Source organism: Pseudomonas sp. NFPP04 (genome assembly GCF_900113815.1).
In the GTDB taxonomy this organism is placed as follows: domain Bacteria; phylum Pseudomonadota; class Gammaproteobacteria; order Pseudomonadales; family Pseudomonadaceae; genus Aquipseudomonas; species Aquipseudomonas extremorientalis.
Window position 1 is genome coordinate 124,664 of record NZ_FOQS01000010.1, and the last position, 13,430, is coordinate 138,093.

12 protein-coding genes are annotated in these 13,430 nt (G+C 62.3%); 5 read left to right on the plus strand and 7 right to left on the minus strand.

Features of this window, described 5'->3' with window-relative positions:
• Positions 1–24: 24 nt before the first annotated feature.
• On the minus strand, positions 25–891 hold the full coding sequence (locus BM017_RS20765) for a pirin family protein (RefSeq protein WP_092247856.1): 867 nt from the start codon (positions 889–891) through the stop codon (positions 25–27).
• Between the two features lie 64 nt (positions 892–955).
• Positions 956–1,372 (minus strand): OsmC family protein, encoded by a 417-nt coding sequence (locus tag BM017_RS20770; protein ID WP_092247858.1) that lies wholly within the window; start codon positions 1,370–1,372, stop codon positions 956–958.
• A 139-nt stretch (positions 1,373–1,511) separates the two neighbouring features.
• On the opposite strand from BM017_RS20770, the gene BM017_RS20775 reads away from it, so the two are divergent.
• Entirely contained in the window at positions 1,512–2,534 is a 1,023-nt protein-coding gene (locus tag BM017_RS20775; RefSeq protein ID WP_092247861.1) for an amidohydrolase family protein, read from the plus strand.
• A 173-nt stretch (positions 2,535–2,707) separates the two neighbouring features.
• Here the strand turns inward: BM017_RS20775 and fabB are convergent, their stop codons facing one another.
• The 5 genes from fabB to BM017_RS20800 all read right to left on the minus strand — a co-directional run bounded on the left by fabB (position 2,708) and on the right by BM017_RS20800 (position 9,654).
• Positions 2,708–3,928 carry a beta-ketoacyl-ACP synthase I gene (gene fabB, locus BM017_RS20780; protein WP_016974674.1) on the minus strand — a complete coding sequence of 407 codons (1,221 nt, stop codon included), beginning with the start codon at positions 3,926–3,928 and terminating at the stop codon, positions 2,708–2,710.
• A gap of 11 nt (positions 3,929–3,939) precedes the next feature.
• Positions 3,940–4,455 carry a 3-hydroxyacyl-[acyl-carrier-protein] dehydratase FabA gene (gene fabA / locus BM017_RS20785; RefSeq protein WP_071489573.1) on the minus strand — a complete coding sequence of 172 codons (516 nt, stop codon included), beginning with the start codon at positions 4,453–4,455 and terminating at the stop codon, positions 3,940–3,942.
• 249 nt (positions 4,456–4,704) lie between these two features.
• Positions 4,705–6,606 carry an ATP-binding protein gene (locus BM017_RS20790; protein ID WP_092247864.1) on the minus strand — a complete coding sequence of 634 codons (1,902 nt, stop codon included), beginning with the start codon at positions 6,604–6,606 and terminating at the stop codon, positions 4,705–4,707.
• Entirely contained in the window at positions 6,603–7,532 is a 930-nt protein-coding gene (locus BM017_RS20795; RefSeq protein WP_092247867.1) for an ABC transporter substrate-binding protein, read from the minus strand. The genes BM017_RS20790 and BM017_RS20795 overlap by 4 nt, the downstream gene beginning before the upstream one ends.
• A gap of 1 nt (position 7,533) precedes the next feature.
• Complete coding sequence (locus BM017_RS20800) at positions 7,534–9,654, minus strand: TonB-dependent receptor plug domain-containing protein (protein WP_331459194.1); 2,121 nt, start codon at positions 9,652–9,654, stop codon at positions 7,534–7,536.
• A 195-nt stretch (positions 9,655–9,849) separates the two neighbouring features.
• On the opposite strand from BM017_RS20800, the gene BM017_RS20805 reads away from it, so the two are divergent.
• The 4 genes from BM017_RS20805 to BM017_RS20820 all read left to right on the plus strand — a co-directional run bounded on the left by BM017_RS20805 (position 9,850) and on the right by BM017_RS20820 (position 13,414).
• Positions 9,850–10,875 (plus strand): NAD(P)H-dependent glycerol-3-phosphate dehydrogenase, encoded by a 1,026-nt coding sequence (locus tag BM017_RS20805; protein WP_092247873.1) that lies wholly within the window; start codon positions 9,850–9,852, stop codon positions 10,873–10,875.
• A gap of 10 nt (positions 10,876–10,885) precedes the next feature.
• Positions 10,886–11,233 carry a DUF4389 domain-containing protein gene (locus BM017_RS20810; RefSeq protein WP_071489568.1) on the plus strand — a complete coding sequence of 116 codons (348 nt, stop codon included), beginning with the start codon at positions 10,886–10,888 and terminating at the stop codon, positions 11,231–11,233.
• The gene (gene sixA / locus BM017_RS20815) at positions 11,230–11,679 is read left to right on the plus strand and encodes a phosphohistidine phosphatase SixA (RefSeq protein WP_092247876.1); all 450 of its coding nucleotides are present in this window, start codon (positions 11,230–11,232) and stop codon (positions 11,677–11,679) included. The genes BM017_RS20810 and sixA overlap by 4 nt, the downstream gene beginning before the upstream one ends.
• A gap of 85 nt (positions 11,680–11,764) precedes the next feature.
• Complete coding sequence (locus BM017_RS20820; RefSeq protein ID WP_092247879.1) at positions 11,765–13,414, plus strand: AMP-binding protein; 1,650 nt, start codon at positions 11,765–11,767, stop codon at positions 13,412–13,414.
• The last annotated feature ends 16 nt before the right edge of the window (positions 13,415–13,430 follow it).

The following is a 13,430-nucleotide window of genomic DNA, read 5'->3' on the forward strand; positions in this document are numbered from 1 at the left end:
TGGGAGGGGGCTTGCCCCCGATGGCTATCTCAATGGCAACTCAATTCTTTCAGACTCACCCGGCACCGTCGGCCAATCCCCGGCTGCCCAGCGCTGCCTGGCCTGTTCAATCACCGCCGGATCACTCGCGACAAAATTCCAATTGATCCGCCGTGGCCCATCCAGCGGCGCGCCACCAAACACCACCAAGTGGCAATCACTGTCCGCAAACAACGTCATCTCCTGCCCCGCCGGCAATACCACCAGGCTGTGCACTTCCAGCGCCACGCCGTCCAACTGAGCTTCACCCTCCAATACATACACCGCACGTTCTTCATGCTCTTCAGGCACCAGCAGGGTCGTAGCCGTCTGCATCCGCACCTCGGCATACAGGGTGGGCGACAGCACCGGCACCGGTGACTTGAGACAGAACCCATCCCCTGCGATCAGGCGTATCTGCACGCCCAGGTTCTCACTCACCGGCAGACTCGCCGCCGGGTGATGGCTGTAATGTCCCGGCCCGGTCTCGTGGTCTTTGGGCGAGGCCAGCCACACTTGCAGCCCGTGCAGGCTGAAACCCTCGGCCCTGAGGGCTTCGGGTGTGCGTTCGACATGAGCGATGGCACTGCCGGCGGTCATCCAGCTGACGTCGCCGGCCTGCACCACCTGGTCCGAGCCCAGGCTGTCCTTGTGCTGCAACGCGCCTTCGAACAGATAGGTGAGGGTGGACAGCCCGATATGCGGGTGTTGGCGGATATTCATGCCATCGCCCGGTGCATAGCGGGTCAGCAGCATATGGTCGAAAAACACAAAAGGCCCGACGCTGCGGCATTCGCGCGACGGCAGCGGGCGCAGGATCGGTTGCCCTTCGACATCTTCGGGGCTAGGGCGGATCACGGTGAGGGTGGTCATGGTGCGTCCCAGTCTGAGCGGGTTGGATGCTGCTGAGCATAACCCGCTCGACGGGAGGTTGCCGCTATTGGCTGAAGGCGCCTTCCGACAGCTTGGTGTCGATGCTGATCTCGGCGGTAGTCATCAGCTTGTGCACCGGGCAGCGATCCGCTACGCGATGCAGCTCATCGCGTTGTTCGTCAGTGAGCACGCCCTTGAGCGTGAGCTTGACGTTGAGTCTGTATTTGCCCTTTTGTTCTTCGGTGGCGTCGTGGCTGACTTCCACGGTCACGCCGGTGAGCGGGATGTCTTTTTTCTGGGCGTAGAGCTTCACCGTCAGGGCTTTGCACGAGGCGAGGGCGGCGTCGAAGTAGTCATGGGGGGAGGGCGCCGAATCGTCACCGCCCAGGCTTTTGGGCAGGTCGGTGAACAACTCGTGGTTGTCGATATTGAGGCTATGGCGAAAGTTGTCCTGGTTCAGGGTGTTTACGGTAACAGGCATGGCAAACCTCACAGGGTGGCAGGATGAAGGTCATGCAGTTATAGAGCATGCTGGCACTTCGGTGTTCCTTGTTTTTGCCGGATGAACCCCGGCAAGGCGTTCAGGGTCTACCCGTATCAGCCCCTATCGAGGTGTTACCGTGCCCTGGACTCGCCTGACTCTTGCCCTGTTGTTCGCCGCCGGCAGCCTGGCCGCGCAGGCCCGCGACTATGCCTACAGCGATGCGCACCTGCATTACGTGGACTTCTTCCAGGAAACGGCGGGCATGGACAAGCTGCTCAAGGCGATGGCCGACAATCGCATCGATCACGTGATGATTTCTGGTATTCCCGTTGCGAAGAAATGGCACGAGGACGAACCCAAGCGACCGCGCTACTACGCCGGCGACGACGCGGATGCCTATTGGTACAGCGCCACCGATGTGATCGTGGCCGCAGCGGTCAACAAGCTGGCCCCTGGGCAGCGCCAGCACTTTCATCCGTTCCTGTCCGGCTTCAACCCCAACGACAAGAACTCGGCCGCCCATATCCAACGTATGCTCGATCTCAATCCAGGACTGTGGCAGGGCATCGGCGAGGTTTTTACCCGACATGACGACCTCACGGCCATCACTGCTGGTGACACACCACGGGCCAATAACGAAGCCATGACCCGCATCTATCACCTAGCGGCGGAAAATGACTTGCCGGTGATGCTGCACTCCAACATCACCTCCAAGCGCGAGCGCAACCCGCTGTACCTGGCTGAGGTCGAAGAACCCCTGCGCAACCACCCGCACACCCGTTTTATCTGGGCCCATGCTGGCACCAGCAAGGAGATCCATCGTCACCAGGTACAGATGGACTTTTTGCTGCCCACCTTGAGCCGTATGCTGGAGGCGTACCCCAACCTTTACATCGATCTGTCCTGGAGCGTGCTCACGCCCTACTTGCTGGATGATGCAGGCCAGCCTCGCCCCGAGTGGGTAAAACTGGTGGAGCGCTTTCCCGAGCGCTTTATGCTCGGCTCGGACGTCGTAGGGCGCTTCAACAAGTTGGGTAAGCAAATGCGCAGCTTCGACCCGTTCCTCGATGCACTCTCCGAAGGGGTCGCCCGCAAAGTGGCCCGCGATAACTTCCTGGCGATCCTGCCTGAGTCGACTCGCGATGGTGCCGCTGATTGATATCGCGTTTTGCTCTTGCTTCGGTATAGGGCACAGGCAGTTGCAAGCCTTGAGCGACGAGCTGCAAGTGGTTCGAGTGCTCTTCTCTTGCGGCTATAGCTTGAAACCTATGGCTCTGAAAGCAAAAAGCCCCGAACCAGTCGGGGCTTTTTCATGCGGTCAAGCTACAGGTCTTACTGACCCTGCCAGCGTTTCAGCACCAGGGTGGCGTTGGTGCCACCGAAGCCGAAGCTGTTGCTCATCACGGTGTCGATTTTTGCATTCTCGACAGTCTTGGTCAGGATTGGCATATCCGCCACGACCGGATCAATCTCGTCGATGTTGGCTGAGCCGGCCATGAAGTTGCCTTCCATCATCAGCAGGCAGTAGATCGCTTCGTGAACGCCGGCGGCGCCCAGGGAGTGACCGGACAGGCTCTTGGTAGAGCTGATGGCCGGGGCCTTGTCGCCGAATACCGCACGCACGCCTTCCATTTCCTTGGCATCGCCGACCGGAGTCGAGGTGCCGTGGGTGTTCAGGTAGTCGATTGGGGTGTCCACGGTGGACATGGCCATCTGCATGCAACGGATGGCGCCTTCACCGCTTGGGGCAACCATGTCGTAACCGTCGGAGGTCGCGCCGTAGCCGACGATTTCCGCGTAGATCTTGGCGCCACGGGCCAGGGCGTGTTCCAGCTCCTCGACCACCACCATGCCGCCACCGCCGGCGATGACGAAACCGTCACGCTTGGCGTCGTAGGCGCGGGAGGCCTTTTCCGGGGTTTCGTTGTACTGGGTGGACAGTGCACCCATGGCGTCGAACAGGAACGACTGGCTCCAATGTTCTTCTTCACCGCCGCCGGCGAACACGATGTCCTGCTTGCCCAGCTGGATCTGCTCAACGGCAGTCCCGATGCAGTGAGCGCTGGTGGCGCACGCGGAGGAGATCGAGTAGTTCACGCCCTTGATCTGGAACGGCGTGGCCAGACAGGCCGAAACGGTGCTGCCCATGGTCCGTGTGACACGGTACGGGCCAACGCGCTTGACGCCTTTTTCGCGCAGGATGTCCAGCGCTTCCATCTGGTTGAGGGTCGATGCGCCGCCGGAGCCGGCGATCAGGCCGGTGCGTACGTTCGATACCTGGTCGTCGCTCAGGCCGGAGTCGGCGATCGCGTCTTTCATCGCCAGGTAGGCGTAGGCGGCAGCGTGGCCGACGAAGCGATAGATCTTGCGATCGATCAGTTCTTCGAGGGGCAGGTCGATGGAGCCGGAAACCTGGCTACGCAGACCCATTTCGGCATATTCCGGGTTGAAGCGGATGCCAGGGCGACTTGCACGCAGGTTAGCGGTGACGGTCTCTTTGTCATTGCCCAGGCAAGAAACAATGCCCAGACCAGTGATAACGACGCGGCGCATGCGGATAACCCTTAAAAGTTGTCAGTGGAAGTGAATACGCCGACCCGAAGGCCTTCGGCAGTATAGATCTCGCGACCGTCGACGCTCACCGAACCATCGGCGATGGCCAGGTTCAGCTTGCCCTTGAGGACGCGCTTGATCTGAATGTTGTAGGTGACTTTCCTGGCGGTCGGCAGGACCTGGCCAAAGAACTTCACTTCGCCCGAACCCAGGGCGCGACCGCGGCCCGGCAGGCCTTGCCAGCCCAGGAAGAAACCGACCAGCTGCCACATGGCGTCAAGGCCCAGGCAGCCCGGCATCACAGGGTCGCCTTCGAAATGGCAGGCGAAGAACCACAGGTCCGGGGTGATATCCAGCTCGGCGACCAATTCACCTTTGCCGTACTTGCCACCCTCTTCGCTGATATGGGTGATGCGATCCACCATCAGCATGTTCGGGGCGGGCAGTTGCGCGTTACCTGGGCCGAACAGCTCACCGCGACTGCAGCGCAGCAGATCTTCCCGAGTAAAGGCGTTTTGTTTGGTCATGCGAGCTCCTCAATAATCCCATGCGGCAGGGTAGGGCAAATCTTCCCGAACCGAATGAAGCGTTCATGCCTCATGTCGGCAGCCTACACGTAGACTATTGCGTTGTAGTGAAAGTCACAGCGGCAAGGTACTGAATGTACACTTGTTCACTGAAATTTTAAACCGGGCCCGTTTATGGGCCCGTTCGGGTGCCTAAGACTGCCGCACTTTCGTCTTTCACGCCAGTCGGAGTTGGCTGATGGCGCGGCGCTATTGCACCCAGCGCTGCAGGATTTGCTGCAAATCCGTACGTTTGAACGGCTTGGCCAGGTAATCGTTCATTCCGGCTGCCAGGCAGGCTTCACGGTCGCCCTGCAACGCGTTGGCAGTCAGGGCGATGATCGGCAGGTCGGCGCAGCCCGGCAGTTGACGGATCCTGCGGGTGGCCTCGTAGCCGTCGATCAGCGGCAGCCGGCAATCCATCAGGATCGCGGTGAAAATCAGGCTCTCGGCACTGCGGATCGCCTCGGCACCGTCGGTGGCCAGGCTCACTTCAAAGCCCAGGCTGCGCAACATGGCTTCGACCACGGTGCGGTTGACCGGGTTGTCCTCCACCAGCAATACATGGCGGCCATCGCCGGCGTTGGCTTTGCCGTCGGCGCCTTGCGCGATGGCCGGCACGCTCTGCTGGTCGATGGCCAGGGGAATTTCCAGGGTAAATACCGAGCCGCGGCCTTCTTCACTTTGCGCGCGCAGGGTGCCGCCCATGCGTTCGGCCAGGGTACGGGCGATGGGCAGGCCGAGGCCGGTGCCACCGTAACGTCTTGAAATGGAACTGTCGGCCTGCTGGAACGCGTCGAACATCAACTCCAGGCGTTCGGCGCAAATCCCGATGCCACTGTCGCGCACGGTGCAGGTGAACCACACCAGTTCATGGTCAAGGGTCTGCCAATGGGGTTCGACGCTGACGCTGCCCTGCTCGGTGAACTTCAGCGCGTTGCCGATCAGGTTCACCAGGATCTGGCGGATTCGCGTCGGGTCGCCCTGCACGCGCAAGGCGTCCAACCCCGGTGGTATCGACAGTTTCAACGCCAGCCCGCGCTGCTGGGCGCTGTGCTGGAACGCCTGGGCGCAGCTGTTGATCAGGTCCGCCAGGTTGAACGGAATATGCTCCAGTTCCAGGGCAGCGCGTTCGATGCGCGAGAAGTCGAGGATGTCGTTGATGACCTTGAGCAAATGCTCGGTGGACTCGGAGGCCAGCGCCGCGTACTCGGTCTGCTCCTCGGTCATCTCGGTGGTTTCCAGCAACTGCAACATGCCCAGCACGCCGTTCATGGGCGTGCGCAGCTCATGGCTCATCATCGCCAGGAAATCCGACTTGGCGTTGTTGGCGCGCTCTGCCTCTTCGCGGGTCTGGATCAACTGGGCCATGGCCTGCTGCTGTTCGCGGCTGGCCTGGTTGAGGCCTTCGGCCAGGTTATTGATGTGTCGCGACAGGTCGCCCAGTTCCGAGTCGTCCACGATCGGCAGCGGCGTCTTGTAGTCACCTTGTTGGATGGCTTTTACCGCGTGGCCCATGGCGCTGATCGGCTGAGACAGGCTGGCGGCCAGGCGCCGCGCGAGCAGGAAGGTAAACAGCAGGGCGAACAGCGCCAGGATGCCGGCCTTGAACAGGATTTCCTGCTGGCGCTGGCTGAATGCGTCGTTGGACATGCCGACGATCACCCGGCCCAGGTAGTCGGCCCGCGGTGCCTTGGGTTCGTTGAGGTTGTCCTGGAAAAAATCATTGCCCAACTGGATGTGTTGCAGGCGAATCGGTGCCTGGAACACTTTGACGGACAACGAGCGGTCGTGTTTTTCCGACGGCTGCTCGACATACACCAGGATGTTCTCGCTGCTGTCCTGGATCTCCAGGAACCGCACATGGGGCGTAGCGAGCGTGGCGCGCAGCAGGCTGTCGAGCACTTCGTTGTTTCCGGAGATCACCCCGTACTCGGTGGCGGGCGCCAGTTGGTTGGCGATCAACTGGCCGGTGTGGTCCAGTTCCTGGCGCAAGTCCTGGATCCGCACGAAGGTGAAAAAGCTGATCAGCAGCAACGTCAGCAACAGCGCCGGGCCCAGGGTGATGAGCTGGGTGCGGGTGTTGATGTCCCAACGACGGCGCAAGGTCATGGGCGTTTTTCTCCTTCGGCCAGGCGGATCGCGACGCCGGCTTCGTCCACCTGTTCGATCCCCAGTGAGCGCGCGACTTGCGGGTTGCCCACGACTTTGAAGTGTTCCGGGTACAGCGAGCGCGGCCAGTTGGCCGGCGGGTGGTCTAGCAAACGGTCAAGCACGGCCAGCCAGTCGGTCTGGTCGCTGTAGGTGCTGGCCAGGCTGCCGGCCCGCACAAAGCCTGCATTCGGGCCCACCAGCGGCAATTGCTGGGCATAGCTGCTCAGCAACAGGTTCTTCGCGGTTTTCGAGTTGTACAACTGCGGGTCATCCAGGCCGAGCAGCACGTCACTGTTCCTGAACAGGTTTTGCAGGGGGCGGCTGTCATTAATGTTGTCCCAGAGCTGTGGCACGATTTCCAGGCCGAGGGGTGTGGCGTGCTGGCGCAGTTCGGGCAGCAGGAACTCACTGTCGGCGCCGTAGAGCACGCCGATGCGCCGCGCCTGGGGCAGGATGGCGGCGATCAGGCGCAGTTGGCGTTCCAGCGGTGGGTCGCTCCACAGCAGGCTGATGTGCGGGTGAGGTGTGGTGCCCAGGCGTTGATGGGCCTGCAACCGACTGATACGCAGCACCAGGGTCGGCGGGCCTTGGGTCTCCTGCAGGCGCCAGTCGAGGCTGGGCAGGTCGAGCAGGATCAGACGTGTGTTGGCCGGCAGTCGACCAGGGGCTGGCAGGTTTTTGAGCGGGGTGAAGGTGATGTGGTCTTCGGGGCGTTGCTGGGCCAGGGCCTGGGCGAAGGCCTGGACGCCGGCGCTGTCTTCGGCAGCGGTCAGCAGGATCTCGGCACTCCAGGCCGGCGCGGCAGACAGCAGGCAAGCGAACAGCACAATGCGTCGCCAGAGCGTGTGGATAAAAAAGCAGGTCATCCGTGACGAGTCGCCCATGTCAGAACTCTAACTCTGCGCTGAAGTAGAGCACGTGGCGATGGTCATAATTGTTATCGGCCCAGGTGGTGGGCTGGTGATCCAGGCGTTCTTGCAGCATGCCGGCCAGCTCCACGTTGGCTTTGCCCAGGGCAATGCGCTTGGCCACCCGCAGGTCGACCCGTTCGAAGCGATATTGGTTGAGTGCGTCATCGCCGTAGTAGAACAGCGCGCTGGACCAGCCTTGGCCCCATTCACGCAACCAACCGGCAGAGCCACTGTTGCGTGCGGTCTGTGCCTTGTCCAGCGGGTTGCTGGCGCTGGCATCGACATAAGCATAGGTCAGCCGCAAGCGGTCGGCGTTGCTCACGCGCCAGTCGAACTGGGTTTCGGCACCGGTGAAGCGTGCGCTGTTGGCGTTGCTGGCAATGTACTGGTTATTGCGCAGCGGCGAACTGATCATGTCGGTAATTTCGTCGTAGAACAGTTTCACGTCCATGTTCAGCCCGATGTCGGCAAAGAAGCCGTTGTACCCCAGTTCCCGCGACTTCATCATCTCTTTATCGAGGTTGCCCGGCCCCCGCGTCTTTACGAAGTATTGCCCGGTGGTCTGACCGTAGGCCGGGGAGCTGAGGTTGGTGACGCGATAACTCCAGTTGACGTTGTTCTCGAACATGTCCGGGGAGCGGATGGCTTCGGAGTACACCGCGCGCAAGCCATGGCGCGGGTTGATCAGGTAGTTGACCGCCACCCGTGGCGTCAGCGAATTGCCGCTCAGGTGCGTGTCTTCATACATGGCGCCGCCTTGCAGCAGCCAATGTTCGCTGGCGCGCCATTCCAACTGGCCGAACAGGCGCCAGGTGGTGTCGTCCAGGGTGCCATTGAAGTAGGTATCGGAGTCGGCGCGGTCGTAGCGGTAGTTCATGCCGCTGACCAGGCGCAGGCTGTCGGACAGGCTGAGGGTGTCCTGGATTTCCAAGTCATAGCGACTTTCGCGGGTGCTCTGGTCGATGTCGCCGCACACGCTTTGACTGGCACCGTCGCGCCACTGCTGCAACACCTGGTTGGCCAGCGCTTGCTCGGCAGCGCTACCCGGCGGTGCGCTGCCCTGGCTGTAGGTGTCCATGTGGCGGGCCAGCAGCTCGGCGTAGTTGGGGTTCATCTGCCACAGCTGGGTCAATTCCGGGCTGAACGACACCTTGGCGTCGCAGGCCTTCCAGATTTGCCGGCGGTCCCACTGCTGGGCCGAGCCCTGGATATAGAGGCTGTGTTCAGGGTTGAAATCGAAATTCCAGCGCAGCGAGCCGGCGTAGTCCTTGGCCGTGACGTCGGAGTTGTTGCCACCTTCGGTAATCCCGGCGAATACCGGGCTGTAGGTATACGGACGTTGGTTGGTGCCTTCCTTCGCATCCAGTTGCCAGTCGATGCTCTGCTGCGCGTTCAACGTCTGGCTCACCGCCAGGCTGAAGCGATTGAGACGACGCCCGTCGCGGCGGTCGGCGCCAGCGGCGTCGCTGTCGAACCCATCGTCCTGCTGGCCGGACAGCGACAGGCGCAAATCGCCGGTTTCCCAGCCGATGCCCTGGCTGGCATAGAAGTCATTGATGCCACGCTCGCCACGCACCACTTTGACCCGTGTGCCGTGGCTGTTAGCCGGCGAGCGCGTGAGAATGTTGACCACCGCCATCAAGGCATTGGCGCCGTAGCTGACGGTGTTGGGGCCGCGGAAGACTTCGATGCGCTCGATATCTTCCATCGCTACTGGAATGTCGCTCCAATCCACGGTGGCCAGGCCGGCGCGGTACACCGAGCGGCCGTCGATCAGCACCTGCATGCGCCGCGCATCGCTGGCGCTGGTGCCGTGGTAGTTCACCGCCGCTTGGTTGCCGGAGGTGTAGCCGACCATCATCCCCGGCACCAGGCGCAGCAACTCGCTGATATCCCGCGCGCCGCTGGCCTTGATCAACTCGCTGTCGATCACGGTCATGCTGCCGGGCACGGCGGCGGCCGATTGCTTGAGACGCGTGGCGGTCAATACCTGGGGCAGCGGCTGGCTGTCGAGGAACAGGTCGTCGGCCATGACAGGCGCACTGCACAGCAGCATCAACCACAGAGATGAACGGGGAGGAGGGCCCAAATACACGGCACGGCCTTGATAATTACGGATAGCCGCCCATGTTAACTGAGGTGGGGCCATTTGCCAGTCGCCGGACTTGCAATTACTTCATGTAAGTGTGGCATTTTCCGACAAGCGCACGAATTGATACGGGGGCTGGCCGCCGACGGGTCGGCCCGTATAATGCCGCCATCGCCACTGGTATGGATTAACGGATTGCATATGACTGAACAGCGCCCTATCGCGGTCCTGGGAGGCGGAAGTTTTGGTACCGCCGTGGCTAACCTGCTGGCCGAGAACGGTCACGCTGTGCGCCAGTGGATGCGCGATCCCGAACAGGCCGAGGCCATTCGGGTGCACCGGGAAAATCCGCGTTACCTCAAAGGCATCAAGATTCATCCGGCGGTCGAGCCGGTTACCGACCTGCTGGACACCCTCATGGCCTGCGACCTGTGCTTCGTCGCGCTGCCGTCCAGCGCCTTGCGCTCGGTGCTGGCACCGCACGCCGAACGCCTGGCGGGCAAGCTGCTGGTCAGCCTGACCAAGGGCATCGAGGCGCAGACCTTCAAGCTGATGAGCGAAATTCTCGAAGAGATCGCGCCCCAGGCGCGCATTGGCGTGTTATCCGGGCCGAACCTGGCGCGGGAGGTCGCCGAGCACGCGCTGACCGCCACCGTAGTCGCCAGTGAAGACGAAGAGCTGTGCGAACGGGTCCAGGCTGTATTGCACGGCCGTACCTTCCGGGTCTACGCCAGCAGCGACCGCTTTGGCGTCGAGCTGGGCGGTGCGCTGAAAAACGTCTACGCGATCATCGCCGGCATGGCCGTGGCGCTGGGCATGGGTGAGAACACCAAAAGCATGTTGATTACCCGCGCCCTGGCCGAGATGACCCGCTTTGCGGTCAACCAGGGGGCCAACCCGATGACCTTCCTCGGCCTGGCGGGCGTGGGCGACCTGATCGTCACTTGCTCCTCGCCGAAAAGCCGCAACTATCAGGTCGGGTTCGCCCTCGGCCAGGGCCTGAGCCTGGAAGACGCTGTCACGCGCCTGGGCGAAGTGGCCGAGGGCGTCAATACCCTCAAGGTGCTCAAGGCCAAGGCCCAGGAAGTCGGCGTGTATATGCCGTTGGTCGCCGGGCTGCACGCGATCCTGTTTGAAGGGCGCACCTTGAACCAGGTCATCGAGTTGCTGATGCGCGCCGAGCCCAAGACCGATGTCGACTTTATTTCCACCAGTGGTTTCAACTGAGGAACGCGTCATGAACGATCCGCAAGCAGCCCCCAAGTACGAATCCATTGCCCTGCGCATCCTGTGGATGCTGGTGTTTGCCCTGGTTTGGCAAGTGGCGCAGTTCCTGCTCGGCGCGCTGGTGGTGGTGCAACTGATCTACCGCCTGGTCTACGGCGCCCCGAACCTGGGCCTGATGAACTTCGGCGACAGCCTCAGCCAGTTCCTGGCGCAGATCGGTCGTTTCGGCAGCTTCCATACCGAGCAAAAACCGTGGCCGTTCGCCGACTGGCCGACCCCGCGCGCACCCGAGGGCGAAGCTGCCCACAGCGTGCCGCCGGCGCCGCACCCGGTGCGTGATGAAGAGCCGAAACTATGAAGTTGTGGATACTGCGCCACGGCGAGGCCGAAGGGCATGCGCGCACCGATGCCGAACGCAACCTCACCGAGCATGGCCGTGGCGAAGTGTTGCGCAGTGCCGCGCACCTGATCGGCCAGCCCCTCAGCGCGATCATCGCCAGCCCCTATGTGCGGGCACAGCAGACCGCGCATCTGGTGCGTGATGCGCTGGGCTTCGAGGCGCAGATTCGCACGGTGCCGTGGCTGACCCCCGATGGCAGCCCGTTGCAGGTGCTGGAAAAGCTCGACACCGACGACAATGTGCTGCTGGTCAGCCATCAGCCCCTGGTGGGCAGCCTGATCAGCTTTCTGCAGCATGGTCATCAGCGCCAGCCGCAGCCCATGCACACCGCCAGCCTGGCGGAACTGGAAGGGGATTTCCCGCTGGCGGGGCTGATGAGCCTGGTCAGCGTGAAGAATCCGTAGGCGTTATCGCGGCTTTGTGTGTGCTATATAGTCAGCCAAGCAAGTGCTTGGTTGGCTATCGTCGGACCACAAAGGAGCGCGTCCCATGCCCGTCGCATTTCGATTGCCGTTGCAGGTGTTCTTCGAACGTGAAGCGCGGCACCCGCGCCAGACCTTTCTGGTGCAGCCCGTGGGCGGCGGTGAGGTGCAGCGCCTCACCTGGGGCGATGTCGGCCAACAGGCCCGGTGTGCCGCGCACTGGCTGCGCGCCCGCGAGCTGCCCCCAGGCTCGCACATTGCCCTGATTTCGAAAAACTGTGCGCACTGGATCATTGCCGACCTGGCGATCTGGATGGCCGGGCATGTCTCGGTGCCGCTGTACCCCAACCTCACTGCCGACTCCGTGGCCCATGTGCTCGCCCATTCCGAGGCGGCGCTGGCGTTCATCGGCAAGCTCGACGACTGGCCCGCTATGGCGCCCGGCGTGCCGTCCAATGTCCCGACCATCAGCTTGCCGCTGTGCCCAGCCGGCGCGTTCGATTTCAGCTGGGCCGACCTGCAAGCCTGTTCGCCGATCCAGGATGACCCGGCGCCTGCGGACTGGGACTTGGCCACCATCATCTACACCTCTGGCACCACCGGCCTACCCAAAGGCGTGATGCACAGCTTCGGCGCGCTGGGGTTTGCCGCCACCCGTGGCACCGAATTATTCGGGTTGGGGGAGGGCGACCGCCTGCTGTCCTACCTGCCGCTGTGCCATGTGGCCGAGCGCATGTTTGTGGAAATGGCGGCGATCTACACCGGGCAGACAGTGTTTTTTGCCGAAAGCCTGGAGACGTTTCTGACCGACCTGCGCAGGGCACGTCCGACCGCCCTGTTTGGCGTACCGCGTATCTGGACCAAATTCCAGATGGGCGTCTACGCCAAAATCCCGGAAAAACGCCTGGACACCCTGCTGCGTCTACCCTTCATCGGCAAGCGCGTGGGCCACAAGGTGCTCGCCGGGCTGGGCCTGGATGCGTTGCGCATCGCACTGTCCGGGGCGGCGCCGGTGCCCGAGGCGCTGCTGCGCTGGTATCAGCGCCTGGGCCTGGACGTACTGGAGGTGTACGGCATGACCGAGAGCTGCGGCTACTCCCATGTGTGTCGCCCCGGGCAACAGTCCATCGGCTGGATCGGCCTGCCGTGCCCTGGTGTCGAGGTGCGCATCGATCCTGCGGGCGAAGTGCAAGTGCGCAGCGGTGCGACCATGCTCGGCTACTACAAGGACCCGCACAAAACCGCTGAGACCATCACCGCCGACGGCTTCCTGCGCACCGGCGACAAGGGCGAGCAGGCTGCCGACGGTCGGCTGCGCTTGACCGGGCGCCTCAAGGAGATCTTCAAGACCAGCAAAGGCAAGTACGTGGCCCCGGCACCGATTGAGAACCGCCTGGCCGAACATGCGCGCATCGAACAGGTGTGCGTGGTGGGCGATGGCCTGACCGCGCCGATGGGGCTTTGCGTGTTGTCGGCAATGAGCGAAGAACCGCATGTGCTGCGCAGCAGCCTTGAACGCTGGCTGGAGCAGGTCAATCAAGCATTGGATAAACATGAACGCCTGCGACAGTTGGTGGTGGTGAAAGACAACTGGGCGGTGGAAAACGGCTTTCTGACCCCGACGCTCAAGATCAAACGCAATGTGATCGAATCGACCTACGGTGAACATTTCCAGACGTGGAGCGAGCGTTCCGAAACTGTTCTGTGGCAGGATTAGGGCCATCATAAAACCA

What these genes read in the sequence shown, in the direction of transcription:
- BM017_RS20765 (WP_092247856.1), bottom strand. Translation starts at nt 891, where the DNA reads ATGACCACCCTCACCGTGATCCGCCCTAGCCCCGAAGATGTCGAAGGG.
- BM017_RS20770 (WP_092247858.1), bottom strand. Translation starts at nt 1,372, where the DNA reads ATGCCTGTTACCGTAAACACCCTGAACCAGGACAACTTTCGCCATAGC.
- fabB (WP_016974674.1), bottom strand. Translation starts at nt 3,928, where the DNA reads ATGCGCCGCGTCGTTATCACTGGTCTGGGCATTGTTTCTTGCCTGGGC.
- fabA (WP_071489573.1), bottom strand. Translation starts at nt 4,455, where the DNA reads ATGACCAAACAAAACGCCTTTACTCGGGAAGATCTGCTGCGCTGCAGT.
- BM017_RS20790 (WP_092247864.1), bottom strand. Translation starts at nt 6,606, where the DNA reads ATGACCTTGCGCCGTCGTTGGGACATCAACACCCGCACCCAGCTCATC.
- BM017_RS20795 (WP_092247867.1), bottom strand. Translation starts at nt 7,532, where the DNA reads ATGGGCGACTCGTCACGGATGACCTGCTTTTTTATCCACACGCTCTGG.
- BM017_RS20805 (WP_092247873.1), top strand. Translation starts at nt 9,850, where the DNA reads ATGACTGAACAGCGCCCTATCGCGGTCCTGGGAGGCGGAAGTTTTGGT.
- BM017_RS20810 (WP_071489568.1), top strand. Translation starts at nt 10,886, where the DNA reads ATGAACGATCCGCAAGCAGCCCCCAAGTACGAATCCATTGCCCTGCGC.
- sixA (WP_092247876.1), top strand. Translation starts at nt 11,230, where the DNA reads ATGAAGTTGTGGATACTGCGCCACGGCGAGGCCGAAGGGCATGCGCGC.
- BM017_RS20820 (WP_092247879.1), top strand. Translation starts at nt 11,765, where the DNA reads ATGCCCGTCGCATTTCGATTGCCGTTGCAGGTGTTCTTCGAACGTGAA.